Genomic DNA, 24,014 nt, shown 5'->3' on the forward strand with positions numbered 1-24,014 from the left:
GCAACCGGCCTACGGGATCGTAGCGGTATCGGAGGTCCCCTCGATTCAGGTCATTGATATGGGTGAGCTGACCGGCCTCGTCGTACCGATAGCTGCGCACCGCGATGCGCTTGGTGGCGCCACGGTGTTATAGGTGTACTGAGTTTTGTTCTCCAGTGGATCGAGGGTTTCAATGACATTGCCGCGTTGGTCGTAGTCGTACTTCCATAGCCCACCCTCGGCATCGCGCGTCTTGAACCGTTGATTACCTTGCCGGTGCCGTCACTGGCGTCGCTGCCTGTGACCTTATAGCTTTCGCCGGTGTGCAGGTGCAGCAGGTTGCTGGCGGGGTCGTACTGGGTGAGGTTGAGTGTCCAGCCCATGCCGAAGCCCGAGTCCTGGGTGTTCATCGGGTTGAAGCCGATGTGCAGGGGCAACGACGGGCCGCTGAGATTGTTGGCGGCGAGCTCCGGCAACTCGATGCCCAGCGTGTATTGGCCGGTGCGGGGGTCGACGCTGTTATTGACGAAACTCAGGAAGTTGAAGGCGTTGGACGCTGTGTTTGAGGTGATGGTCATGACAATTCAGCTCCAGGTTCAAAGTGCAGTTGCACAGCGGTAGCGGGTAGGGCCATCAAAACCGCCATCGTGATAGCGCCCTACCAGGAAGCTATCGTCTGGGCAGGTAAAATCGCTCTCATTCTCATTTTGTGGTGCAGACCATCCGTCGAACCATCGAATGTTCAGCTTTTCGTCGCCGTTTGTAAGTGCGGCGCAGGCGTAATTGGTGGGTCCAAAATAAAAAGTCTCTTGTTTGCGGCCAACCATGACCTTCCCAGGCGGGCACATAAAGTAAACGTCATCATTTTCAAGGATATCATCGGACCAAGATGGATCTCTTACCATGAGAGAGGCTGAATCTTGCTGGAATCCCGCGCAGGTATAAATTTGCTTTAGGTTGCCATCTACTACCTTGCGCCCCGTCATCACCTCGTTCAGCCCGCATTTGAATTCATCTAGGGTGCCTACGTTTTCATATACCTTCACTCTATATTGATTCGTGGGGCGTAGAGGGGTGCGTGACGATGTAATTAAACGGATGCAAGCAGTGCTGTCCCTGGCGTCGCTGTCTTGCGTTTTTCTTTTTTTAACCATCATCAAACCCGGGGCGATGATCGTATTGTCTTCGTAGGAAACCAAGTCTTCGAATTCGAAGGCGGGGGTGGACGTCACGCGCCTCGTGGTGCGAAGTTCCATCGAAAACTTGCCATCCTCTGTGTTGCAACCAATGCCATCGGTAATCAGGATGTTCACGGAAGATGGGAGGTTATCGAACTGTATGGTGCGTCGCTTTATATCTTTGCACCAGGTGTTGGGAGAGTTGAATTCATAGTTTACCTGTTCGCCTGAGCCTTCGCCGGGAACAGTCAGTGAACATTGCGCATTGTCTTTGTCCCGGATAAGGATTGTGCCGTTTTGTGTGGCTGCCTGCACCGCTTGATGCAGGCTGGCCAGCAGTAGGGGTAAAGCAATGATGCTGAGTCTGAGTGCGATTGACATGATGAAACCTCGGATGTTTGGTCAGAACAGTTTGCTGCAGTAGTACTCGGTCTCCATTTCCTTGTCACTGGAAAGCGCCATGCCCGAAAGTACTTCATTTGCAGCGCATTGCATGCCGTGGTCAGGCTCTTTGAATTTCCGGGTGCTGGTATGAGAGGGGGTCAATGGTTGGCCCCAGATGTCTCTGACTTCAGCGCAATGTATCCAGTAGTTTGAGGCGTCAAGTATGTCTCGGCCACGCCCGGTCATGATCTTCGGACTCTGGCAGTTGGCGAGAGCGCCTGTTGCAATAATTTTGATTTCATTGTAGGTATTGAGCACCTCCCCGCTTTGAGTAACACTTCCGCATACGTACCCAACTTCGTCTTCCAAGCGAACACGCCCCACCATTACATTGCCGGGTTTACACTTGAAGTCATGGTGAAACTCCACTAGCGGAGGGGGCGAAATTTCATTAGGATCGATGATTGCAAGTTCTGCAACGGCAGAGTTGCACAGCAGTAGCAGCAACGCTGCGGCCGCAGGTGCGGGCCATTTACTGTTCATGAGCGGGTCCTCATTGGCTAGAAAAAAAGAGTGCACGTCGAGTCTAGCCAGTTCCAGCGCGTGGAACACCTGGCAAAAATACTAGGTAGGTGGAGTGAGCGGCCTCGAGGTAACACAACAAGACTGCCGATGCCGACTTATTGTTTTTTTGCTAGTATCCAGTGCGTATGCTAAGCGAAAAGGGGGCGCTGAATTTATCATGAAATTCAATTTTCTGATCTGCCGGGGCGGTTGAAGTCCCTCACCCAGACGTTCCATGTTGGGGGTGATGGTCTTGATAGTTTAGTTCAATATTTACTGTGCAGTTGCACATCGGTAGCGGGTAGGGCCTTCTTCATCGCCATCGTGATAGCGCCCTACCAGAAAGCTATCGGTGGGGCAGGCAAAACCGCTCTCATGCTCTCCTTGTGGTGCGGACCACCCGTCAGACCATATAATTTCCAGATCTTTACTCCCGTTTTTCAGTGAGGCACAGGCATAAGTGGTGGAACCATTCTCGTCATTCCAGTGATCGCGGCCAACCATGACCTTTCCTGGAGGGCACATATAGTAAGTGCCACTGCTTTCGATGATTTTGTTGGACCAGGAGAGAGGCCCTATCAAGAGATCAGTTGAAGCCTGCTTGAAGGTCGCGCATATGTAGGCGGTCCGGCCATCCGTTTCGTCGCCCCGATGTAAGCGCGCCGTGATCACCTCGTGTAAGCCGCATGTGAATCGCTCCCTTGGATCCACGAAGTATGCGGCTTCTTTAACCTGCGTTGCGGGTATAGGATCAGGGCGCTTGGTGGCTGGCGAGGTCGTTATACGGATACAAGCAGTGCTGTCCCGGGCGTCGCTGTCTTGCGTGAAGTCTTTTTCAATCACTAGCACACCGGGTGCGATGTGGTTTTCGAATGAAACCAAGTCTTCGAATTCGAAGGCGGGCATGGATGTTACGCGGCGGGTAGTGCGAAGTTTTAGTCGGAACTTGGCATCTTCCAAGTCGCAACCAAGGCCATCGGTAATCAGGATTGTCGCGGCGCTGGGGAGGCCATCAAATTGTATTGTGCGTGGTTTTATATTTTTGCAGCTCGAGTCCGGAAGATTGAATTCATATTGTGTGAGCTTGCCTGAGCCTTCGAGCGGTTTGATGCCGACGCCAAGTCGTACAGCATCAACCTGACGTTCCATGATGGTTTGCAGCGCAAAGCGCGTGAAGTCAATGCTCGCAGTGAAACCCAGCGCTTTGTCTACGATGTATTCGATCGTCTGATGGATGAAACCCTCGCTGATGACAGCGTGGTGCACCGCGACTACGCCGAGCATAGCCGAGAGGATCTGCCTGTCCAGATCAGTGTCAACGGCATGGTGTTGGGCGAGCAGCGTTTCGATGGCCTGGACCGCATGGTCAAATCGATCACGGGTGGGCGGGTGCGCGAATTCGGTTTCAAGCCGGGCGAGATGAAACCCAGCACGGTCTTGACCCCAAGCAATCAACTGATCGAGTACCGCTATCAGCCTGAGCTCAGTGACGAACCGCAGTTGCGGCAGATCGTCGAGAAGGGGATCAAGGCCGACTACGAGTTCGACAACAAGAACGCGCGTCTGAAGCGCTGCGAGGAACTGGGGCTGGTACTGTCGCGTGAGTATTTCAGCCACGGGGAGGTCAAGAGCGAGACCAGGGAGTATGAGGGTGAAACCCATGTCATGCACTACCAGACCAGTTTGCTGGGGCGCCAGCTGGCTTACACCGACGTAGTCGGCGGGCAGCAGTCCTATGCCTACGACCGCTACGGCAGGCTGGACAAAACGACATTGGGCACGATGACGGCGAACTTCGAATACGATGGCCTTGGGCGGCTGTTCAAGACCCGGACCACGGAAGGTAGCCAATACCTTGAAACACGACTGGCATTTGACGAATTCGACAGAGAAGTGAAGCGTGAATTCGACACGGGCGCTACGCTGCAATCGCTGACCCAAGGTTACGATGCGGAAGATGCGATCGTGTGGAAGACACTGGGTGAAGGTGAAATCCTTGAAGTGTTACGCCATGAAACCTACGTATACGACATTCGTGGCCGGTTGCGCATCTATAATTGCGAGGGCCGCCTTTCTCCCGAGGACCCGTATGGCAATATCATACGGGAGCAGGTGTTCCGGTTTGATGAACTGGACAACATTACCCGGGTCAGTACGACCTATCCCGAAGGTAATAACCTGGCCAGGTACTACTTCGAGGAAGACGACCCGGCGCAACTGAGCCGCATCGAAAACAGCCATGCAGATTACCCGACCAATATCAAGCTGGAATATGACTGCGATGGCAATCTTACCTGCGACGATGCCGGGCGCAAGTTGACGTACGATGGGCTCGGGCGGCTGATCAGTGTGGAAGCCCCCCAATTGTTCGGCGAGGCGTTCGACCAACAGGGCAACCGTGTCTGGGACCAGGGTAATCGGCGATTCACGGCTGACGAGCAAGGCAATGTGATCAGGGTGGATGTGCCATCTGTAACACGCCCAATCAGTGGCGTTAGGCGCAGACAAGGGGCTGGAGGGAAGCTGTTGTCAGCCTGGCGTGAGGAAAGCGGCAGGCTCTTGTGGTGTGACACCGTACAGCGCGCTGAAACTGCAGAGTATGGGTATGATGCGTTGGACAGATTGACCAGTCAGGCATATTAATCAGACCCTTTCAAATAGTTAGAAGCCCGCCGTAACAGGCGGGTTTTTTTATGGTGCCTCGCGCAAGTTCGAGGGAGCCAGTAACCGGCAGTCCATGAATAAAATTTCTTAGGGTATGGCGCATTGTCAACTGATAAAAGTGCCAGTTGCGTGAGGGCAGTGCAGATACGAGTATGGACGAAAAGGGAGGTGGATTGTTCTGCGCCTCAATACAGCGTAAACCTTGTGCGAGGTTACACATGAACAGTGCCAAGAATTCAGGTTTCGTGCGCCACATGCGCAACGCCGGTGCACAACCCCTGGCAACGTTGGACGCCATGACGATCAAGGACGAACTGCTGGCGGTTCCAAAGGATAATACTGTGCTTGTGAAGTACCTCAGGGAGGAAGCATCGCGACTGATTATCACGATTGAAAATCCTTGGCAGATGCCGGGCCATCCTACTTTTCACGATACGCTGACGATTTTGCATGTGCAAACCGGTACAGAAATCACGACCGCAGAGTTTTTTCGGGGAGACGAAGGAAAATTCCCCTTTGATTGCGAAGTGCCAAAGGAATTGATTGCTAAGTGGGGGGAGGGTATAAATACCTTCACTTATGAAGTTGCGCATTACCATGGGGAGCATAGTGACTCGCTAGACCTTGAACTTATTTTCGACCGTGTGCCACCCTACAATCAGACTGCACCTACAAAAATCCCGGCTATCCCTGCAGTCACGGATGCCAACAAAGGCGGCGTCAAACTCGAACTGCCCGAATATGTTGACTACCAGCCTGGTGACCGGGTTGCCTACTGGTGGGAAGCATCGATTCCTGAAGACCCGTGGGGTGTTGACCCGGTCGGTATCGTGGAAGTTGGTGCACTACCGGCACAACTGCCTGTTTCAGCCGACGTGATCGAGAGGGTGGGGGATGGCGGTGTAATGGCTGTCTACGTCTTGCTGGACAAGGCAGGCAACAACAGCCACCTGTCAGATATCACCCACATCGGCGTCGCCCTAGGGGCGCTGCCCGCAAACCTCAAGGACCCGATCGTACCGCAGGCGGCGGATGGGGGAATCTACCAGCAGGATGCCTTTGACGGGGTTATTGTGCAGGTCCCCAAGTTTGACAACTGGAAACCCACCGACCAGGTGCGGGTTATTTGGGGCGAGCAGGCCCCTTCGGAGTGGCGGCCGGTCACTGACTCGCCGGTGTTCCCACTGGCGTTCTCCATCCATGCTGACACCTTGCTTGCGGACTACGGCGCAGACGGTACAGGGGATAAATCAACTTCCGTGGCCTATGAGGTTCGTCGCGGCACTGTGCCGCAAGGTTCGAAAAACATCGTTGTGAATGTCAACCTGGAGCAAATTGGCCCTGGTAACCCTAAGTGGCCGGATCCGTTGAATCCGGGGCTGGAGAAAGTCACGATCAACGGGGAATCGGGTGGGGAGAACCACTTGGTAGATCCTGGGGACTATGAACAGCCGGCAACGCTCACACTTCTAGTCAATGCCGCGCTCAAGCAGGGTGATGTGCTGACCTTTTATTGGGGCGATGTCTATATAGAAGGTATAGATCATGAAGTTCAGGATGGCGAACCCGGAACTGAAATAACCAAAACAGTCCCGTGGGACGTTATCAAGGCGCGAGGCGACGACACCGTGCTCGTTTATTACAGAGTGCAACGCCCAGGAAACCCGAACCCGATTCGCTCGGAAGAGACCCGTGTGCTGGTAGAGGCTGTGGGTATTCATCCTGTTGCACCTGATTTCCTCGGGCTTAGCGAATTGGGTTGGTTGGACTGTAGATCGATTTACGTAGGTGAAGATGACGTGGAGCCGGCAGTCCGTGTGAAAGTGCCAGACCTGGCCGAGCATGGTTTGAAGGACGAGGACCAAGTATTTATGCACTGGTCCGCAGTGCATGATTATACTGGCGAAGATCCTGTGGCGGGCGCTGCGTTGGATGAAGAGTTAACTTGGGGGCAGATCAAAGCACAAGGGTATATCTGGAAAGTACCATTCGAAACATACGTGAAGCAAATTTATGACCCGGAGAATAATAGGCCCGATGGTCGTGCGCGAGCGAATTATTCGTTTGTTTTGAATGAAAAAACTTACGAGTCCCCCGTTCAGGAGACGATTGCTACCATGCATAACGGCCTAACAACCTGCGACTTGAGACCTAAACCGTAGGTGGAGTGGGGTGCGTAGAAAAGTCACGGATGAAGTCAAAATGAAAATCAGAATTTTCCTACAGTTATTTCGGAACTGGACTTGTAATCTCGGGAATTCGTAGCGTCAGAACAGTTCATTTATACGAAGTATTAACGGGGTAAAATCCATGATTCCTGGACATGCAAGAATGCATCCGCTCGCCCACGCCTTACTATTGGCCTCGGCATTTTCAATGTCACAAGTCAGCCACGCGGTTACGATTGTCGATGATCAGTTGAACATTGGCCAAGATACGCCTCTTGACAGCTACCGCGTCAACCGGGGGGCGGAACTGGTTGCCGAAGGTGCCACAACCGAAAGGATCGATGTGCGTGCCGGTACGCTTCGGATGGGGAGTTGAGTGGCAATGGCACCTTCATCATGGATGCCGATTTCAGCACCGGGCAAACTGACTTTCTTGAAGTGACCGGCTCTGCCACGGGTGCTCACAGCCTGCTGGTTGGCAGCAGCGGCGCGGATCCGCTGGAGGCAAGCCAGCTTCACCTGGTTCATGCTGGCAGTGGTGATGCACAGTTTTCGCTCCTCAACGGCTCGGTCGACCTTGGCGCGTTCTCCTATGAACTGGCGCAGCGGGGTAACGACTGGTTCCTGGATGGTTCGAGGAAGATCATCAGCCCGGGCACGGCGTCGGTGCTGGCCTTGTTCAACACCGCCCCTACTGTCTGGTATGGCGAACTCACCACGCTGCGTAGCCGTATGGGTGAATTGCGCCAGGATGAAGGCAAGGCGGGTGGCTGGGTCCGGGCATACGGCAACAAATTCAATGTATCGACCACAGCCGGCAGCGGCTATCAACAGGTCCAGCAAGGGTTCTCCATCGGTGCCGATGCCCCGCTGCCGGTGGGTGATGGGCAGTGGCTGGTCGGGGTCATGGCGGGCCATAGCAGTTCGGACCTGAACCTTGATCGCGGGGCTTCGGCCGACGTGAAAAGCTATTACCTGGGGCTTTACAGCACGTGGCTGGATGCCGCGAGCGGGTATTACTTCGACGGTGTCGTCAAACTCAACCGGTTTGACAACTCCTCCGAGGTGACCCTCAGTGATGGCAAGCGTACCAAGGGTGATTACGACAACCTCGGGCTGGGCGTGTCTGCCGAGTTCGGCCGCCATGTCGAACTGGGCAATGGCTATTTCGTCGAGCCCTACACCCAATGGTCGGCCGTCAGTATCGAAGGCAAGGATTACCAGCTGGATAACGGCCTGCGGGCAAATAGCGACGATACCCGCTCGCTGCTGGGCAAAGTCGGCGCTACCGTGGGCCGTACCTACGACCTTGGCCAAGGGCGCTTCGCTCAGCCATACGTGCGCCTGGCATACGCTCATGAGTTCGTCAACAGTAACGACGTCAAAGTCAATGACAACCGTTTCGACAACGACCTGTCCGGCTCACGTGGTGAACTGGGGGCGGGGCTGGCGATATCACTTAACGAGCGGCTGCAACTGCATGCCGATTTCGACTACAGCAATGGTGAACACATTGAACAGCCCTGGGGGGCGAATGTCGGGGTGCGCTACAGCTGGTGAGGCATTAGTACAGGGTAGGCATTGGGCCTACCCTTTTTTTTCGCCATTGAGCCAGGAGACCGCTATGGATAATGCAGACATCGTTCGAGTGAGGGTCGCCAATGCCCTGCCGGCGCCCACCGCCCCCGCTGCTCTGCCGAACATCCCGGGGGGTGTACCGAACCTGATGCCCATCAAGGCATTGGCCGACCCTGTGCGTCTCGAGTTCACGTTGTGGCAGCATTCCAGGCCGACGCCGACGGAACCCGAGTCGGTCGAAATTTTCTGTGAGGGTGTCAAGGTAGGCGACAGGAGATGGACTCAGCCATTACCAGAAAGTGAACGTTTCGTGGAAATCACGCCCGACTGCTTCAGCGAAGGCACGTTGCAGTTTCACTATGTGGGGCATGTCTATAACGCCAGCGAACTGCGTTCAGATGACCTCACACTGACAGTCGACAAGACCCCGCCGGTGCTGGGCGCCAACAATGGGCGTTTGCAGTTTCCCGAACTGGGTGACAGCGACCTGACGGAAGATTTCCTGCTCACCCACGGTAATCGTCTGCTGGCCCTGATGCCTGACTACCAGGGCGCAGCGCCGGGGGATGTCATCATCTATTACTGGGACAGCGAACCGTTTGAAAACAACGAGGTCGACCGTTGGGTGCTCACCCGCGAGGACCTTGCAAAACCTTTGGAGTTTGCCTACACAGGCGACGTGATCGTTGATCGAGGGGATGGGATGCGTTATGCGCAGTACCTCATCGAGGATCGCGCTGGTAATGCCAGCCAGGTCGCGACGCCATCGGTCCTGGAGGTCGCTGCGCAGCCGGCGCCGCGTGTACTGCCGGCTTTGGAAGTGCCGTTGTTGGGCCAGTCGGCCGAGCTGGAGCTGAGAAAGCTCAACGCCGCGCTTGATGTGAGCATTCCGCAGGCTGCGGTCATAAAACCGGGTGAGGCATTCGAGTTGCTCTGGGGCGACGAGGAGTGCTTCGGCGCCTGGCGTGAGGAAGGCGTCCCAGGAAAGAACGATTACGCCGTTCCGTTGCGTAATGTGGTGGCCATGGCCAGCAAGCAAGCACAGTTGTACTACCGGGTGCTGGTGGGTGACGAGCCACTGCCTTCAGATACACGCAGTGTCAAAGTGACCCCTACTCCAACGGCCAATATGCCTACGCCACAGCTCGGCGGACGCTCAGGAGGCAACCTGGACGTAGGAGGGTTGACCTCGGATCCTTTGGTCACGCTGGGAACGTGGTTGCACATCAGCGTCGATCAACGGGTATCGCTCCAGGCAGAGGGATTATCCCGCAACGGCCAGGTACTCCACCCTATTCTGGTCAATTACAAGTTGTCTGAAACCGATGTGGCCGAAGGTATCGGTAGCGGCGTGCCAGTGCCTATTCCGCTGTCATACCTCCGCCAGTTGGTTCCCGGCTCACAGCTGGAGGTCACCGCCAAGCTCAGCTACGACAATGGTACAACCTGGCCACTACTGCCCAACTTTGGCAGGCTCTGGATGAACATACTATGAATGGCCGCGTTACTGGACCGCGACGGGCAGAGGCACCGTGATGGCTGGCGTGATCCCGCCGTAATCATTGTACGCATTGAGCGTCAATGAAAGGTCGTCCGACTCCGTGGTGCTGGCAAGCGTGTAGGTTTGGCGCCCGAACGGCGCTACCATTTCGCGCCCTTTGAGCGGTTCTGTCTTGCCCTTGCCCTTGACTTCGAGCATGCCGAACGTGAAGTGGAACGGCGAGGGGTTGTCGACCACCAGGCGCAGTTGGCCCTCGAGGCGCTGCACTGACCACTTCAGGTCTTTGAGGTGGGTTTGCGGGTTGCCTTTGAGCTGGCTCGGCCGGTAAAACAGCTTGATCCGGGTGCGCAAGGCGATGTTGAGGGTATTACGCTCATTGGCCTCGGCCTGGGGGATTTCTTGCAGGTTGAAGAAAAACAGCGACTCGCGATCTTGCGGCAGGTCATTGGGCAGGCGGTTGATCTGTACCGACTGCTCATCGCCCGGTTGTATGCGGAACAGGGCGGGAGAGGCGATCAACGGCACGGCCGTGGTGGTGTCGTCCGTTTCGGTGTTGACCCACGCTTGCGCCGCGTAGGTTTTCGTACTGGGATTGCCGACTGTGACGGAGCTACTGTTCTTGTCGCTTTCGTGGATGATGCGGCTGTTGCTGAGTGTTAGAGCTGCGTGAGCGCTGTTCAGGCAGCCGAGCAACGCGAACAGACAGGCGGCAGAGCGCAGCCGGGGAGAAGTGAATGACATTGTGTAAGCCTGGCGGTTGAGAGCAAGGACCGGGTGCTGGCGCACCCGGCGTGCTGCGTTATGGAAGGTTAACGACGAAATTCACGTTGGCGAGCGCAGACCCTTCCTTGACCGGTGTGCTGATGGCCTCGTAATGGGCGGAGAACAGCATGAGCGTGGGAGCAAGTTCGTCCAGCAGGTACCTCGCCGAGGTTTCTCCCGGGGCGAGGCGGGTATCGGTCTTGTCGCGGATCGAGATGGCGAGATCCGGGGTCGAGGTACCGCCAGCCACGAGCGGGAACAGGTCGCTTGCTGGGCCAACAGGGCTGCCTACGGCATTAAAAGTGACATCCACTTCCGTGCCGCTAGGGATACTGCACTCACTGTTGGGTGTGATCTTGAGGGCAAACTGACGAGGCTCGGTCTTATCGCCGACGTTTTTGAAGTGGCTTGTGTATGGATGGCCCAGTTCAACGCGGGCAGGGACGCCGGAGTCGGGGTCAACCACCTCGATGGGGCATGGGCCCCCATCGGTCACTGCGCCATAGAAATTGATAGTGCCTGTTGCCGGTGCTGCCATGGCGGCAGTGCTGGCGAACGCCAGTGCCAGAGGGATGATGGCTATCTTCATTGATGTGCTTCCTACGCTGTTGGTTGGCGTGCGCCAAACGCACGGCACTTTCTGTATTTATCCAGTGCGCCGTACAGGGTAGGGATGGTGATTGCTTGGGGCTGTAGGTCGAGTCATGCAAACCGATGGGCATTTTCGACAGACCCCTACCACTAGCAGGGGCCCCCGGTCATTGGTTCTGGCTGTTACCTGACAGGCTAAGCAGTTGCTTGTGCTGGTGCCAGTCGAAAGGTTCGCCGCGTTCACCGGCTTCGTAGCGCAGTTCCTCAAGTTGTTGATACAGCGCGAGTTCCTCGTCGGGCATGTAGTGCAGGCAGTCGCCACCGAAGAACCACAACAGGTCGCGTGGCACCAAGTGGGCAATTTGAGGGTAGCGCTGGACTACCTGGCAGAGCAGGTCTTGGCCCAGATACTGGCTTTCCAGCGGGTCTTGCGGCAGCAGGGTGAGCATTTCGTCGAAGCGTTCGAGGAACAGGCCGTGGCTCTCCTGCGGTACCTGCTCGGCTTCACCCAGTGCCACCAGGATAGTGCGCAGGTGGTTCAGCAGTTGCAGGTGGTATTCCAGATGTGGGTTGGCCATAAGGCGGTCCTCGGGGTGTAAAAAACGAGGTTGAAGTATACGCGTGACCGACGAGCAGGGGCACGTACTGATAGTTTTGCCAGTTGTAGGGCTCAGCGAGGCGGGTCTAGTGTTCGCTTACACCTGACCTGGGAGAGCAAGCATGGCGATGGATAACGAACACAACCAATCGTCCTCTGAACTGAATGGGTGGGACGGGCTGATCATGGTCAGCGTAAACCAACTGAACACTGCGTTGGCTAAAGCACACGAGCAAACTGATTCTCAGCCCTTGATGCTTGAAACGATCATTACCCCTGGGCAGACCTGGTTCAGGTCCTACGGCGTAGTGGGGGCTCCTTTGCTTGCTGTGGGTAGCACTGCGGGTTCAGCGGCTTCTGCATCGTTGTCCCGTGTGCTCTCGGAAGCTGTCGAATTGATCATGAGCAAGAATTCGGGAGTGCCCGTCAGAAGCGTCATGCAGGTCAGTAAACCCAGCCGTGACGCGCTATTGCGGGCGGATTTCCTCCTGGCTGAACGTGAGGGCACCTATCGGCCGGACGGGCTAGTGGTGCTTAGCGACGTGCCTGCTGCTGATTACCACCTGATTCGAGATGGCCAGGACGATACGCTTATGGCTGCCAGATATGCGCAGGCGCTGCGTAGTATCAATGATTCCCTCATGAGTTTGGGTAGGCAACAGTACAACTCGCCACTGTTTGCCAATGCTTCGTTCAAACTCACCGTCGTCAAGCCAATTATTTATAGTGAAGAGCTCGTACTGTATTTTTCGTTTTCGCAAGCAATACGCGACACGTTGCGATCTGCTGTACCAACGACTCCAGTTCATCGGGTCGAACACGATAAAAACCACTCATTCATGGTCCAGGTGCGCATGGCCACGAAGCGCGTTCCCGGGGACGCAGAAAGCGAGTGGCTACTGAACCTGCCTTATATCATCTATCCCTATCAGACGCTCAGGGCAGGGCAGTGGCAGCCCATTTCAGAAGAGATCTACCAGATGATCTTCTTGCCAAGGCTGTCTTTACCGGATGCGATCACAGTACGTGCTGAACCGCTGGATGCAATAAAGGACATCAATCCGATCATCACGGTGGTTCAGCGCGGATCGGTGCGTTACCCCATGCAGGTGGCGATGACTCACCCCGCAGGCGTCTCTTTGATAGGAGACGTCCGCGGTACTTTGCAGCGCGAGGCTGGGGTATGGTTCTATAAATCGCCACCCGTCCTGCCAGCATCGAGTGTGACGCCTGACGACGACAGTAAAACCGTACCCTTGGCCGTCTTGAAGGCAGGCGATCTGGTCCCGGTAAATATTGACATCGCACAAATTGATGGCGGTGGGGCGTCAGCTTCCGCAGCTTTTCTTATCTTCAACATGACACCCACTCATTTCTTACGCCTGGGGAAGGTCCAGGGGAAGCTGCAGCTGTCACTGTGTTTCATCAACAAAAACGATGTCGAGGAGGTTGTCGACCCCGCAGATATTGAGTGGACGGTGTTGGCGGGCAACGGCTCGGTTTCTCAAGAGGGCCTGTACACCCCTGGTACGGATTTGCGTGGCTGTTCGGCTATTTTGGCCGTCGAGTCGGATAACCGTAGATGGTACTGGGCGGTCGCCGTGTTGCCGCCGCTAGCTGTCGATCAGTTGGTGGATCTGCAATGAGCCACACCAATGCGCGCCCCCGGCGTTGCCGGGAGCGCGTGCAGTGTGCAGTCAGCGCACTTGGCCTTTGGTTGGTAGCAGCGTTTGTGGGTCGAAGGCATCCACATCGATCACCAGTCTTCGCGCGGCTTCCAACGCTTGCAGCCGCTGGCACTCGCTCTGCTGAAGGATGCCCGCCTCAACTGCCGCGTCGATTGACGATTGCCCATGTCGAGGCTTCACTTTGCCGTCCTTCAGCGCCTGATGCAGTTCCTTGCGCGCGGGCGCTGTTTCATCCAGCAAATCGCTTGCCCGTTGCAGCTGCGCCACCGGGTCGCCTTTGGCCTGCGGCCTGAAGCAGCCCGCCAGCAGCTCTTCCAGCGCCGGATCGCCCTTGCTGCGCCCTATCAGGGCCGCAATCTCGGCATCCAGTTCGTCGCTTGGCCCGGTGTGGCGGCGGCCGAAGGGGAAAACCAGCAGGCGTAGTGCGCAGCCAACGAAACGGTTAGGAAAATTGTCGAGCAGCTGATCAAGAGCTTTTTCCGCCTGGCCCAGGCTTTCTTCCATGGCCCAGCGCAGCAAGGGTTGCATATGCTCGGGTGAGCCCAGGTCGTGATAGCGCTTGAGCGCGGCGCTGGACAGGTACAGGTTGCTGAGCACATCGCCCAGGCGCGCGCTAAGGCGTTCGCGGCGCTTGAGCGCACCGCCCAGCAGCATCATCGACAGGTCAGCCAGCAGGGCGAAGGCGGCGGCCTGACGGTTGAGGGCACGGAAGTAACCTTGGCTCAAGGCATCCCCAGGTACTGGCTCGAAGTGCCCAAGGCCCAGGTTGAACACCAGCGTGCTGGCGGCATTGCCGGCTGCGAACATGATGTGTTTCATCAGCAGGTCGTCGAACGCTATCAGTGCCTGCTCCCGGTCTTCGCGCCCGGCCAAGGCCATTTCCTTCAGCACGAATGGATGGCAGCGGATGGCACCCTGGCCGAAGATCATCAGGTTGCGCGAGAGAATGTTCGCGCCCTCGACCGTGATGAAGATCGGCGCCCCTTGCCAGTTGCGACCCAGGTAATTGTTGGGGCCCATGATGATGCCTTTGCCGCCGTGCACGTCCATGGCGTGCTGAATGCATTCGCGGCCACGTTCGGTAAGGTGGTACTTGAGGATTGCCGACAGCACCGAAGGCTTCTCGCCCAGGTCCACGGCCTTGGCGGTCAGCAGGCGAGCGCTGTCCATCAACCAGGCGTTGCCGCCAATGCGTGCCAGCGATTCCTGGATACCCTCGAAGGCCGCCAGCGGCACGTTGAACTGCTCGCGTATGTTCGCGTACTGGCCAGTGACCAGGCTGGTGTACTTGGCCGCACCAGTGCCGACCGCTGGTAGGGAAATGGAGCGCCCTACCGACAGGCAGTTCATCAGCATCATCCAGCCCTTGCCGAGCATGGCTTGGCCGCCTATCAGCATGTCCAGCGGCACGAACACGTCCTTGCCGCTGTTGGGGCCGTTCATGAAGGCCGCGCCCAGCGGCAGGTGGCGTTTGCCGATCTCGACACCGGGGGTGTCGGTGGGGATCAGGGCCAGGCTGATACCCAGTTCCTCCTGCTCGCCCAGCAAGTGGTCCGGGTCGTAGGCCTTGAATGCCAGGCCCAGCAAAGTCGCGACCGGGCCCAGGGTGATGTAGCGCTTTTCCCAGTTCAGGCGCAGGCCCAGCACTTCTTCGCCGCGCCACTGGCCCTTGCAGATGATGCCGGTGTCGGGCATGGCGCCCGCGTCGGACCCGGCCAGGGGGCCGGTGAGTGCGAAGCAGGGGATCTCATCGCCGCGGGCCAGGCGTGGCAGGTAGTGGTTGCGTTGTTCATCGGTGCCGTAATGCAGCAGCAGTTCGGCCGGGCCGAGGGAGTTGGGCACCATGACCGTGGAGGCCAGGTCGCCACTGCGTGTGGCCAGTTTCATCGCAACCTGCGAGTGCGCGTAGGCAGAGAAGCCCTTGCCACCGTATTCCTTGGGAATGATCAGGGCGAAGAAGCCGTTCTCCTTGATGTGCTGCCAGGCTTCGGGCGGCAGGTCCAGGTCCTGGCCGATCTGCCAGTCGCTGACCATGGCGCACAGTGCTTCCGTAGGCCCATCGATGAACGCCTGCTCTTCTTCGGTCAGCTTTGGTGCCGGGTAGGCCAGCAGGGTGCGCCAGTCTGGGCGGCCGCTGAACAGTTCACCGTCCCACCAGACCGTGCCAGCATCGATGGCTTCGCGCTCGGTTTGCGACATGGGTGGCAGGGTGCGCTGGAACCAGCGGAACACCGGAGCGGTAAACACTTTGCGCCGCCACTCCGGCAGTGCCACCAAAGCGATCTTCAGGGCCAGCACCACCCAGATCAGGGCCAGTAGCCAGCCAGGGGCACTGCTGAAAATGCCCATCAGCAGCACATAGGCCGCCATGATGCCGAGAATCTGCAAGGGCGCCAGGCGCCGGTGCGTGAGGTACGCCGCGCCGATCACCAGCACTACCAACCACAACAGCAACATAATCGGTCCTCCTTGGAACCAAGGGCTTGAGCCGTCCCAGACAGCTTAGACGCAATGCTGTGAACGGCAGCTTCAGAACAGTGACAGGGTGTGGCGGTGGGAGTTTCAGTTCATTTGTTCGTGAGTGCCGGCCTCTTTGCAGGCATACCCGCTCTCATTGAACAACGTATTGATTGTGGGAGCGGGCTTGCCCCGCGAAGAGGCCGGTACAGGCGGCGAAGGTCTGGAGTAGACTGCACGATCTCCGCATTCATAAGGACGTTGCCATGCTGAAGATCTGGGGCCGCAAGAATTCGAGCAATGTGCGCAAGGCGCTGTGGATCGCCCACGAGTTGGGCCTGGATTTCGAGTCCATCGACGCCGGCGGCGCTTTCGGTGTGGTCAACGAACCGCATTACCGCGCCCTCAACCCCAACGGCCTGGTGCCCATGCTCGAAGATGGCGACCTGGTGCTGTGGGAATCCAATACCATCGTCCGCTACTTGTGCGCCGAATACGGTGCGGAGCAGGGCTGGTACCTGGACGACTCGCGCCAGCGCGCCCTGGCCGACAAGTGGATGGACTGGACAACCTCGTCACTCGCCACCCCGTTCCGCCCGCTGTTCTGGGGCCTGCTGCGCACGCCTGAAGACCAGCGCGACTGGGTGGCGATCAACGCCGCGCACAAGCAATGTGCCCAGTTGCTGGCCATTGCTGACGAAACCCTGGCCAAACAACCTTACCTGTCCGGTGACCAGATCGGCATGGGCGACATCCCACTGGGTAGCTTTGTCTATGCCTGGTTTGAAATGCCCATCGAGCGCCCGGCCATGCGCCACCTCGAAGCCTGGTATCAACGTCTGAAACAGCGCCCGGCCTACCAGGCGGCAGTGATGACTGCACTGACCTGAACCTGCTTCGATAGTCATTATCAATAGATGTGACTGTACTTGTGCGGCATGGCCTTGCACCATGGCCGCACTCACTGCGCCAGTGACTTCGCCTGGCGTGTCCTGAACCATTCTTTATTCGGTACGTGACCCGCTATGAGTTCTGCCCTGTCCATCCGACAGCTGACCAAGACCTACGGTAATGGCTTCCAGGCCCTCAAGGGCATCGACCTGGATGTTGCCGAAGGTGACTTCTTCGCCTTGCTTGGCCCCAACGGCGCCGGCAAATCCACCACCATCGGCATCCTCTCGACCTTGGTCAACAAGACCAGCGGTACGGTCAACGTGTTCGGCCATGACCTGGACCGTGAGCCGGCGGCGCTCAAGCGCTGCCTGGGTGTGGTGCCGCAGGAATTCAACTTCAACCAGTTCGAGAAAACCTTCGACATCGTCGTGACCCAGGCCGGCTACTACGGTATCCCGCCGAAGCTGGCCAAGGAACGCGCCGAGCAGTACCTGACCCAGCTCGGCCTGTGGGACAAACGCGATGTGCAGTCGCGCTCGTTGTCGGGCGGGATGAAGCGCCGGTTGATGATTGCCCGTGCACTGATCCACGAGCCGCGCCTGCTGATCCTCGACGAGCCGACCGCCGGGGTAGACATCGAGTTGCGCCGCTCGATGTGGAGCTTTCTCACCGAGCTCAACCAGAAGGGCATCACCATCATCCTGACTACCCACTACCTGGAAGAAGCCGAGCAGCTGTGCCGTAACATCGGCATCATCGACCACGGCACCATCGTCGAGAACACCAGCATGCGCAAGCTGCTGGGCAAGCTGCATGTCGAGACCTTCGTCCTCGACCTCAGGCAGGACCTGGCCCAGGCGCCGGCCCTGCAGGGCTACCCATGCCGCCTGCTGACGCCGCACACCCTTGAAGTGCAGGTGGACAAGGACATTGGCATTACCGCGCTGTTCGGCCAGCTGGCGCTGCAGAACATCGAGGTGCAGAGCCTGCGCAACAAGACCAACCGACTTGAGGAGCTGTTTGTGTCCCTGGTGGAAAAAAACCTGTCGAAGGTGGCCGTATGAGTGTGGAACTGCGCACCAACTGGGTCGCCCTGAACACCATCGTCTACCGCGAGGTGCGGCGCTTCTTGCGCATCTGGCCGCAAACCTTGCTGCCGCCTGCCATCACCATGGTCCTGTACTTCGTCATCTTCGGTAACCTGATCGGCCGGCAGATCGGCGATATGGGTGGCTTCACCTACATGCAGTACATCGTGCCGGGGCTGATCATGATGTCGGTGATTACCAACTCTTACGGCAACGTGGTGTCGAGCTTCTTCGGCAGCAAGTTCCAGCGCTCGATCGAAGAGCTGATGGTGTCGCCGGTGTCGCCGCACACCATTCTCGTCGGCTATGTGCTGGGGGGCGTGCTGCGCGGCCTGGCGGTCGGTGTGATCGTGACCATCCTGTCGATGTTCTTTACCGACCTGCAGGTGCACCACCTGGGCGTGACCGTGGTCGTGGTGCTGCTGACGGCCACCATCTTCTCGCTGCTGGGGTTCGTCAACGCCGTGTTTGCACGCAACTTCGACGATATCTCGATCATTCCGACCTTTGTGCTGACGCCGCTGACCTACCTGGGCGGGGTGTTCTACTCGATCAACCTGTTACCGCCATTCTGGCAGACCGTATCGCTGGCAAACCCGGTGCTGCACATGGTCAACTCGTTCCGCTACGGCATCCTAGGGGTGTCGGATATCAGCATTGGCACGGCGATCACCTTCATGCTGGTGGCCACCGCTGTGCTCTACGCGTTGTGCATCCGGCTGCTGGTCAGCGGCCGCGGCATGCGTGCATGAGCAACGGAGCTTGCGCCGGCGCCACTGCCGGCCAATCCACCAGCGCCAGTACAGCAGGGTGGTGAAGTAGGCGACGATGCCCAGCACCACCCCGCACACCACCGAACCCAGCAGGAACGGCTGCCACACGGTGGCAAGCTGGTCGGTGATCCACTCGAAGGTCAATTCGTCGGGCAAGGTGCGCGGCGGCACCTGCATCAGCCAGGCGCCGGTCATGTAGGTGACGAAGAACACCGGCGGCATGGTCAGCGGGTTGGTCAGCCACACCAGGCTGACGGCGATCGGCAGGTTGCCGCGTACCGGGATTGCCAGCGCCGCCGCCAGCAGCATCTGCATGGGGATGGGAATCAGCGCCGCGAACAGGCCCACCCCCATGGCCCGCGCCACCGAGTGGCGGTTCAGGTGCCAGAGGTTGGGGTCGTGCAGCAGCTTGCCGAAAAAGCGTAAGGACTTGTGTTCCCGAATGCTGGTCGGGTCCGGCATGTAGCGTTTGAAAAGTCGGCGCGGCATGTAGGCTCCCGGAGCGTTGACCCGGGCAGTATGCCTTTAATCCTGCTCGGCCTCGTTTAGAGTTTGTGACAATTGTTGAGCAAGCGTTGCCGGCAATTGAGCTATGCCTCAGGGGGTGATTTACCTTCTGGAGCTCTACCTCATGCGCACAGGGATGTTTGCGCTCGCGCTCGGGCTGTTGTGCCCGGGCCTTTTCCCCGCATTGCCATCGGTCGGATGGTTGATAACGCTGGCTGCCTGCGCGGCCGTCAGCGTGTTTACCCGCGTTTGGCCATTGGGCTGTTTTGTGCTGGGGCTGTGTTGGGCGTGCTGGTCTGCCCAGCAGGCCCTTGACGATCGCCTGGCTGCCGGCCTGGACGGCCGCACCTTGTGGCTGGAGGGGCGGGTGGTCGGCCTTCCAGCGCGAACTGCGCAGGGCGTGCGCTTCGAGCTGGAGGCGGCACGCTCGCGGCGGGCCGAACTGCCGCAACGGCTGCAACTGAGCTGGTTCGATGGGCCGCCGCTGCGGGCGGGCGAGCAGTGGCGGCTGGCGGTGACCTTGCAGCGCCCGGCCGGGCTGCTCAACCCACATGGGCCCGACCGGGAGGCGCAACTGCTGGCGCGGCGGGTGGGCGCCACCGGTACGGTAAAAGCCGGGCAGCTACTGGCGCCGGTAAGCGGTGGTTGGCGCGATGCGCTGCGTCAGCGCTTGCTGGTGGTCCAAGCCAATGGCCGGCAGGCCGCATTGGTGGCACTGGTGCTGGGTGACGGCGCTGGCCTGGCCCGGGAGGACTGGCAGACGTTGCAGGCCACCGGTACGGTGCACTTGCTGGTTATTTCTGGCCAGCACATCGGCCTCGTGGCCGGTCTGCTGTACGGCCTGGTGGCCGGGCTGGCGCGTTGGGGGCTGTGGCCCGCCCGGTTGCCGTGGCTGCCCTGTGCCTGTGCCCTGGCCATGGCGGCGGCGTTGGCCTACGGCTGGCTGGCCGGTGCGGGTGTACCGGTGCAGCGTGCCTGCCTGATGCTGGCGGTAGTGCTGTTGTGGCGCCTGCGTTTTCGCCACCTCGGCGCAATGCTGCCGCTATTGCTGGCGCTGGTCGCGGTGCTGCTGGTCGAACCCTTGGCGGCGCTGCTGCCTGGGTTCTGGCTGTCGTTTGCCGCAGTGGCCACGCTCATCTACTGCTTCAGCGGCCGTTTGGGCGGTTGGCGGCCCTGGCAGGCCTGGACGCGCGCGCAATGGGTGATCGCCATCGGCTTGCTGCCGGTGTTGCTGGCCACAGGTTTACCGGTGAGTCTGAGTGCGCCGCTGGCCAATCTTGTCGCGGTGCCATGGGTCAGCCTGGCGGTGTTGCCGTTGGCGTTGCTGGGGACGTTGCTGCTGCCGCTGGGTGGGGTAGGGGAAGCGTTGCTGTGGCTGGCGGGTGGCCTGCTGGATGGGCTGTTCCGGCTGTTGGCGTTGGTGGCGCATCAGCGCCCGGCGTGGCTGGCCCCGGCCTTGCCGTTGTGGGCCTGGCTGCTGGTATTGCTGGGTGCGCTGCTGGTGCTGCTGCCTCGTGGCGTGCCTTTGCGGGGGTTGGGTGGGGTCATGTTGTTGGCGCTGTGGGTGCCCAGGGAGCCGGTGCCGCTCGGCCAGGTCGAGGTCTGGCAGCTAGACGTTGGCCAAGGGCTGGCGGTGCTGTTGCGTACCCGGCATTACAACCTGCTGTACGACGCCGGGCCGGCCAGAGGGGAGACCGACCTGGGCGAGCGGGTGGTGCTCCCGACCTTGAGCAAGCTGGGGGTGGGCAGCCTGGACTTGATGGTCATCAGCCATGCGCATGCCGACCATGCGGGCGGTGCTGCGGCCATACAGCGTGGGCTGCCGGTCAGGCGGCTGATCGGGGGGGAAGCGCTGGATGATGTGCCGTTGCAGCCTTGTGCCAGTGGCGAACAATGGAACTGGGATGGCGTGCGCTTTTCGCTGTGGCGCTGGGCGGACGGGCAGAGCAGCAATGACCGTTCCTGTGTCTTGCTGGTAGAGGCGCAGGGTGAGCGCTTGCTGCTGGCGGGGGATATGGAAGCTGCGGCCGAACGGGCCTGGCTGGCAGACACAGAAATGCCGCGTATCGACTGGTTGCAGGCACCGCATCATGGCAGCCGCAGTTCGTCCACCGAGGCGTTCATCCGGGCTAGTGCGCCGCGCGGGGTATTGATTTCGCGAGGGCGTAACAACAGCTTCGGGCACCCGCATGTGCAGGTAATGGAGCGTTATCAGCGGCATGGTCTGGCGGTGCATGACACGGCGGTGGAGGGGGCGTTGCGGTTGGTGTTGGGGCGGCATGGGGAGGTTGAGGGTATCAGGGGGCAGCGGCGGTTTTGGCGGGTTCGAGCTGAGTGAGGGGGAGGCAGGCAGGTGCATGCCATGGTATTTTCAGCGCCTGTGAGATCGAGCGCCGCGCGGGCGGCGCTCGATCTCACAGGCACCACACTTGTAACGGAGTACGCTTCCCAGCCCGGCACGCCAATTCCCTGACCTCCGGCAGATGAGCCCTCGGGCGGTCCTATGGTAGAGTGGCGGCCTTTTTGCGAAGGGGCGTTTACTGTGTGGGAATTGGTCAAGTCCGGTGGTTGGATGATGCTGCCGATCATTCTGAGTTCCATCGCTGCCATGGCTATCGTCGTCGAGCGCCTGTGGACCCTGCGCGCCAGTCGCGTCACCCCGCCGCACCTGCTCGGTCAGGTATGGATGTGGATCAAGGACAAGCAACTGACCAGTGACAAGCTCAAGGCCTTGCGCGCCGATTCGCCATTGGGCGAAATCCTTGCTGCTGGCCTGGCCAACTCGCGTCATGGCCGCGAAATCATGAAAGAGTGCATCGAGGAAGCCGCCTCGCGCGTCATTCACGAACTGGAGCGCTACATCAGCACGCTCGGCACCATCGCCGCCATGGCGCCGCTGCTGGGCCTGCTGGGCACCGTGCTGGGCATGATCGACATCTTCAGCGCCTTCATGGGCTCGCAAATGACCGCCAATGCGGCCGTGCTGGCCGGTGGTATCTCCAAGGCCCTGGTCACCACTGCGGCCGGCCTCATGGTCGGCATCCCGGCAGTGTTCTTCCACCGCTTCCTGCTGCGCCGCATCGATGAGCTGGTGGTGGGCATGGAACAGGAGGCGATCAAGCTGGTGGAAGTGATCCAGGGCGACCGTGAAGTGGAAGTGGCCGGAGGCAAGGCGTGAAGTTCCGGCGCAATCGTCAGCGGGAGAACGTCGACATCAACCTGGCGTCGTTGATCGATGTGGTGTTCGTCCTGCTGCTGTTCTTCGTGGTCACCACTACCTTTACCCGCGAGACACAACTGCGTGTCGAGCTGCCCGAAGCTGCCAGCGCCGAGAAGGCGCCAGCCGACCAGGACAAGCTGGTGGAAATCACCATCAGCGCCGAAGGCGTGTATTCGGTGAACAACCACCTGCTGCCCAAGAGCGACCTGGCCACCTTGAGCGAGGCCATCGAGCGTGAGTCGGGCGGTGACAACACGCTGCCGCTGGCCATCAGCGCCGACGGCAAGACCCCGCACCAGGCTGTGGTCACCGCAATGGATGCCGCCGGCAAGCTCGGTTTCAGCCAGTTGCGCATGACCACCGTCGAGGCGGCACAGGGCACGCCTTGATGCCTTTCGCCGACGGTTTGCTCGCCGCCTGGTACGCCGGGCACCCCGCCCTGGCGCTATTACGCCCGCTGGAGGCGTTGTACCGCCGCGTGGTCACCCGCAAGCGGGCACGTTTTCTCAGTGGCGAAAGTGCCAGCTACCGGGCGCCAGTGCCGGTCATCGTGGTGGGCAACATCACCGTGGGCGGCACCGGCAAGACGCCGATGATCCTCTGGCTGATCGAACACTGCCGCCAACAGGGGCTGAAGGTGGGTGTGGTCAGCCGTGGGTATGGTGCCAAGCCACCACAGCTGCCTTGGCGGGTGCAGGCCGACCAGCCGGCCGAACAGGCGGGCGACGAACCGCTGCTGATCGTGCAGCGCACCGGCGTGCCGCTGATGATCGACCCTGACCGTTCCCGCGCCGTGCAGGCGTTGCTGGCCAGCGAACCGCTCGACCTGATCCTGTGCGACGACGGCATGCAGCACTATCGCCTGGCCCGCGACCTGGAGCTGGTGCTGATCGATGCCGCCCGCGGCCTGGGCAATGGCCGCTGCCTGCCTGCCGGCCCGTTGCGCGAGCCCGTCGAGCGCCTGCAAGGCGCCGACGCGGTGCTGTTCAATGGTGCCAGTGCCGACCGCGCCGATGGTTTTGGCTTCTGCCTGCAACCGTCCGCACTGGTCAACGTGCGCAGCGGCGAACGTCGTACCCTCGACCATTTCCCACCAGGCCAGCGCCTGCACGCGGTGGCCGGTATTGGCAACCCGCAACGTTTCTTCAATACCCTGCTGGGGCTAAACTGGCAGCCGGTGCCGCATCCCTTCGCCGACCATGCACAGTTCAGCGCCCGGAGCCTGGCTTTCAGCCCGCCGCTGCCGCTGGTGATGACCGAGAAGGATGCGGTGAAATGCCGAGCCTTCGCCGCTGACGACTGGTGGTACCTGGCCGTCGAGGCCCAGCCCACGCCAGCGTTCAGCACCTGGTTCGACAACCAGCTGCAGCGGCTGCTGCGCAAGCCCTGAGCCCGTTTTCAATTTCCGGCCACCTGGCCT

21 protein-coding genes and 2 pseudogenes are annotated in these 24,014 nt (G+C 59.3%); 13 read left to right on the forward strand and 10 right to left on the reverse strand.

Going from position 1 to position 24,014, the window contains the following annotated elements; all coding sequences use genetic code 11:
* The 5 genes and pseudogenes from CKW35_RS29000 to CKW35_RS26070 all read right to left on the reverse strand — a co-directional run.
* On the reverse strand, positions 1-58 hold a 58-nt coding region (locus CKW35_RS29000), incomplete at its 3' end, for a hypothetical protein (protein WP_371855236.1).
* Positions 46-186 (reverse strand): annotated as a pseudogene (locus tag CKW35_RS29005) (hypothetical protein); the annotation flags it as partial. The pseudogene CKW35_RS29005 and the gene CKW35_RS29000, both read right to left, overlap by 13 nt.
* A gap of 389 nt (positions 187-575) precedes the next feature.
* Positions 576-1,538 carry a hypothetical protein gene (locus CKW35_RS26060; RefSeq protein WP_095117200.1) on the reverse strand — a complete coding sequence of 321 codons (963 nt, stop codon included), beginning with the start codon at positions 1,536-1,538 and terminating at the stop codon, positions 576-578.
* Between the two features lie 21 nt (positions 1,539-1,559).
* Positions 1,560-2,084 carry a hypothetical protein gene (locus CKW35_RS26065; RefSeq protein ID WP_095117202.1) on the reverse strand — a complete coding sequence of 175 codons (525 nt, stop codon included), beginning with the start codon at positions 2,082-2,084 and terminating at the stop codon, positions 1,560-1,562.
* A 294-nt stretch (positions 2,085-2,378) separates the two neighbouring features.
* Positions 2,379-3,389: a hypothetical protein gene (locus tag CKW35_RS26070; protein ID WP_095117204.1), complete on the reverse strand. Its 1,011-nt coding sequence runs from the start codon at positions 3,387-3,389 to the stop codon at positions 2,379-2,381.
* Here CKW35_RS26070 and CKW35_RS26075 point away from each other — a divergent pair.
* The 5 genes and pseudogenes from CKW35_RS26075 (at position 3,336) to CKW35_RS26095 (ending at position 10,010) form a co-directional block, all read left to right on the forward strand.
* Positions 3,336-4,748 carry an RHS repeat domain-containing protein gene (locus tag CKW35_RS26075; RefSeq protein ID WP_143499814.1) on the forward strand — a complete coding sequence of 471 codons (1,413 nt, stop codon included), beginning with the start codon at positions 3,336-3,338 and terminating at the stop codon, positions 4,746-4,748. The two genes, CKW35_RS26070 and CKW35_RS26075, sit on opposite strands and share 54 nt — an antisense overlap.
* 239 nt (positions 4,749-4,987) lie before the next feature.
* Positions 4,988-6,931: a hypothetical protein gene (locus CKW35_RS26080; protein WP_143499816.1), complete on the forward strand. Its 1,944-nt coding sequence runs from the start codon at positions 4,988-4,990 to the stop codon at positions 6,929-6,931.
* Positions 6,932-7,100: 169 nt separating this feature from the next.
* Positions 7,101-7,313, forward strand: a complete 213-nt coding sequence (locus CKW35_RS26085; RefSeq protein ID WP_095117210.1) for a hypothetical protein — start codon at positions 7,101-7,103, stop codon at positions 7,311-7,313.
* Positions 7,298-8,497: pseudogene (locus CKW35_RS26090) on the forward strand (autotransporter outer membrane beta-barrel domain-containing protein); the annotation flags it as partial. The gene CKW35_RS26085 and the pseudogene CKW35_RS26090, both read left to right, overlap by 16 nt.
* A 64-nt stretch (positions 8,498-8,561) precedes the next feature.
* A complete protein-coding gene (locus CKW35_RS26095) occupies positions 8,562-10,010 on the forward strand; it encodes a hypothetical protein (protein WP_023049044.1) in 1,449 nt (482 codons plus the stop codon).
* Positions 10,011-10,019: 9 nt separating this feature from the next.
* Here CKW35_RS26095 and CKW35_RS26100 read toward each other — a convergent pair whose 3' ends face one another.
* The 3 genes from CKW35_RS26100 to CKW35_RS26110 form a co-directional block, all read right to left on the reverse strand.
* Positions 10,020-10,757 carry a molecular chaperone gene (locus CKW35_RS26100; protein ID WP_016485466.1) on the reverse strand — a complete coding sequence of 246 codons (738 nt, stop codon included), beginning with the start codon at positions 10,755-10,757 and terminating at the stop codon, positions 10,020-10,022.
* A 58-nt stretch (positions 10,758-10,815) separates the two neighbouring features.
* Positions 10,816-11,367 carry a fimbrial protein gene (locus CKW35_RS26105; protein ID WP_016485467.1) on the reverse strand — a complete coding sequence of 184 codons (552 nt, stop codon included), beginning with the start codon at positions 11,365-11,367 and terminating at the stop codon, positions 10,816-10,818.
* A gap of 169 nt (positions 11,368-11,536) precedes the next feature.
* The gene (locus CKW35_RS26110) at positions 11,537-11,947 is read right to left on the reverse strand and encodes a PA2817 family protein (RefSeq protein WP_016485468.1); all 411 of its coding nucleotides are present in this window, start codon (positions 11,945-11,947) and stop codon (positions 11,537-11,539) included.
* A 142-nt stretch (positions 11,948-12,089) separates the two neighbouring features.
* On the opposite strand from CKW35_RS26110, the gene CKW35_RS26115 reads away from it, so the two are divergent.
* Positions 12,090-13,613, forward strand: a complete 1,524-nt coding sequence (locus CKW35_RS26115; protein WP_016485469.1) for a hypothetical protein — start codon at positions 12,090-12,092, stop codon at positions 13,611-13,613.
* Between the two features lie 51 nt (positions 13,614-13,664).
* On the opposite strand, the gene CKW35_RS26120 is transcribed toward CKW35_RS26115, so the two are convergent.
* Positions 13,665-16,112 carry an acyl-CoA dehydrogenase gene (locus tag CKW35_RS26120; protein ID WP_024718202.1) on the reverse strand — a complete coding sequence of 816 codons (2,448 nt, stop codon included), beginning with the start codon at positions 16,110-16,112 and terminating at the stop codon, positions 13,665-13,667.
* Positions 16,113-16,378: 266 nt separating this feature from the next.
* On the opposite strand from CKW35_RS26120, the gene CKW35_RS26125 reads away from it, so the two are divergent.
* The 3 genes from CKW35_RS26125 (at position 16,379) to CKW35_RS26135 (ending at position 18,846) form a co-directional block, all read left to right on the forward strand.
* The gene (locus CKW35_RS26125; protein WP_095117212.1) at positions 16,379-17,002 is read left to right on the forward strand and encodes a glutathione S-transferase; all 624 of its coding nucleotides are present in this window, start codon (positions 16,379-16,381) and stop codon (positions 17,000-17,002) included.
* 135 nt (positions 17,003-17,137) lie between these two features.
* A complete protein-coding gene (locus tag CKW35_RS26130; protein ID WP_016485471.1) occupies positions 17,138-18,070 on the forward strand; it encodes an ABC transporter ATP-binding protein in 933 nt (310 codons plus the stop codon).
* Positions 18,067-18,846: an ABC transporter permease gene (locus CKW35_RS26135; RefSeq protein ID WP_016485472.1), complete on the forward strand. Its 780-nt coding sequence runs from the start codon at positions 18,067-18,069 to the stop codon at positions 18,844-18,846. Before CKW35_RS26130 ends, CKW35_RS26135 begins: the two co-directional genes overlap by 4 nt.
* Here the strand turns inward: CKW35_RS26135 and CKW35_RS26140 are convergent.
* The gene (locus CKW35_RS26140; RefSeq protein ID WP_016485473.1) at positions 18,730-19,356 is read right to left on the reverse strand and encodes a DUF2062 domain-containing protein; all 627 of its coding nucleotides are present in this window, start codon (positions 19,354-19,356) and stop codon (positions 18,730-18,732) included. The genes CKW35_RS26135 and CKW35_RS26140 overlap by 117 nt on opposite strands.
* Before the next feature lie 142 nt (positions 19,357-19,498).
* On the opposite strand from CKW35_RS26140, the gene CKW35_RS26145 reads away from it, so the two are divergent.
* The 4 genes from CKW35_RS26145 to lpxK all read left to right on the forward strand — a co-directional run bounded on the left by CKW35_RS26145 (position 19,499) and on the right by lpxK (position 23,984).
* Complete coding sequence (locus tag CKW35_RS26145; RefSeq protein WP_016485474.1) at positions 19,499-21,712, forward strand: DNA internalization-related competence protein ComEC/Rec2; 2,214 nt, start codon at positions 19,499-19,501, stop codon at positions 21,710-21,712.
* A 204-nt stretch (positions 21,713-21,916) separates the two neighbouring features.
* Positions 21,917-22,552, forward strand: coding sequence for a MotA/TolQ/ExbB proton channel family protein (locus tag CKW35_RS26150; protein ID WP_016391244.1), 636 nt, complete (start codon positions 21,917-21,919; stop codon positions 22,550-22,552).
* Positions 22,549-22,983, forward strand: a complete 435-nt coding sequence (locus CKW35_RS26155; RefSeq protein WP_016485476.1) for a biopolymer transporter ExbD — start codon at positions 22,549-22,551, stop codon at positions 22,981-22,983. Before CKW35_RS26150 ends, CKW35_RS26155 begins: the two co-directional genes overlap by 4 nt.
* Positions 22,983-23,984 carry a tetraacyldisaccharide 4'-kinase gene (gene lpxK, locus CKW35_RS26160; protein ID WP_016485477.1) on the forward strand — a complete coding sequence of 334 codons (1,002 nt, stop codon included), beginning with the start codon at positions 22,983-22,985 and terminating at the stop codon, positions 23,982-23,984. Before CKW35_RS26155 ends, lpxK begins: the two co-directional genes overlap by 1 nt.
* Positions 23,985-24,014: the final 30 nt, after the last annotated feature.

Source organism: Pseudomonas sp. Irchel 3F3, from assembly GCF_900187545.1.
GTDB classification, from domain to species: domain Bacteria; phylum Pseudomonadota; class Gammaproteobacteria; order Pseudomonadales; family Pseudomonadaceae; genus Aquipseudomonas; species Aquipseudomonas fortuita.

Bases quoted from the DNA above. Each gene is read 5' to 3' on its own strand.
- CKW35_RS26060 (WP_095117200.1), bottom strand. From the start codon at position 1,538: ATGTCAATCGCACTCAGACTCAGCATCATTGCTTTACCCCTACTGCTG.
- CKW35_RS26065 (WP_095117202.1), bottom strand. From the start codon at position 2,084: ATGAACAGTAAATGGCCCGCACCTGCGGCCGCAGCGTTGCTGCTACTG.
- CKW35_RS26075 (WP_143499814.1), top strand. From the start codon at position 3,336: ATGGATGAAACCCTCGCTGATGACAGCGTGGTGCACCGCGACTACGCC.
- CKW35_RS26070 (WP_095117204.1), bottom strand. From the start codon at position 3,389: ATGCTCGGCGTAGTCGCGGTGCACCACGCTGTCATCAGCGAGGGTTTC.
- CKW35_RS26080 (WP_143499816.1), top strand. From the start codon at position 4,988: ATGAACAGTGCCAAGAATTCAGGTTTCGTGCGCCACATGCGCAACGCC.
- CKW35_RS26085 (WP_095117210.1), top strand. From the start codon at position 7,101: ATGCATCCGCTCGCCCACGCCTTACTATTGGCCTCGGCATTTTCAATG.
- CKW35_RS26095 (WP_023049044.1), top strand. From the start codon at position 8,562: ATGGATAATGCAGACATCGTTCGAGTGAGGGTCGCCAATGCCCTGCCG.
- CKW35_RS26100 (WP_016485466.1), bottom strand. From the start codon at position 10,757: ATGTCATTCACTTCTCCCCGGCTGCGCTCTGCCGCCTGTCTGTTCGCG.
- CKW35_RS26105 (WP_016485467.1), bottom strand. From the start codon at position 11,367: ATGAAGATAGCCATCATCCCTCTGGCACTGGCGTTCGCCAGCACTGCC.
- CKW35_RS26110 (WP_016485468.1), bottom strand. From the start codon at position 11,947: ATGGCCAACCCACATCTGGAATACCACCTGCAACTGCTGAACCACCTG.
- CKW35_RS26115 (WP_016485469.1), top strand. From the start codon at position 12,090: ATGGCGATGGATAACGAACACAACCAATCGTCCTCTGAACTGAATGGG.
- CKW35_RS26120 (WP_024718202.1), bottom strand. From the start codon at position 16,112: ATGTTGCTGTTGTGGTTGGTAGTGCTGGTGATCGGCGCGGCGTACCTC.
- CKW35_RS26125 (WP_095117212.1), top strand. From the start codon at position 16,379: ATGCTGAAGATCTGGGGCCGCAAGAATTCGAGCAATGTGCGCAAGGCG.
- CKW35_RS26130 (WP_016485471.1), top strand. From the start codon at position 17,138: ATGAGTTCTGCCCTGTCCATCCGACAGCTGACCAAGACCTACGGTAAT.
- CKW35_RS26135 (WP_016485472.1), top strand. From the start codon at position 18,067: ATGAGTGTGGAACTGCGCACCAACTGGGTCGCCCTGAACACCATCGTC.
- CKW35_RS26140 (WP_016485473.1), bottom strand. From the start codon at position 19,356: ATGCCGCGCCGACTTTTCAAACGCTACATGCCGGACCCGACCAGCATT.
- CKW35_RS26145 (WP_016485474.1), top strand. From the start codon at position 19,499: ATGCGCACAGGGATGTTTGCGCTCGCGCTCGGGCTGTTGTGCCCGGGC.
- lpxK (WP_016485477.1), top strand. From the start codon at position 22,983: ATGCCTTTCGCCGACGGTTTGCTCGCCGCCTGGTACGCCGGGCACCCC.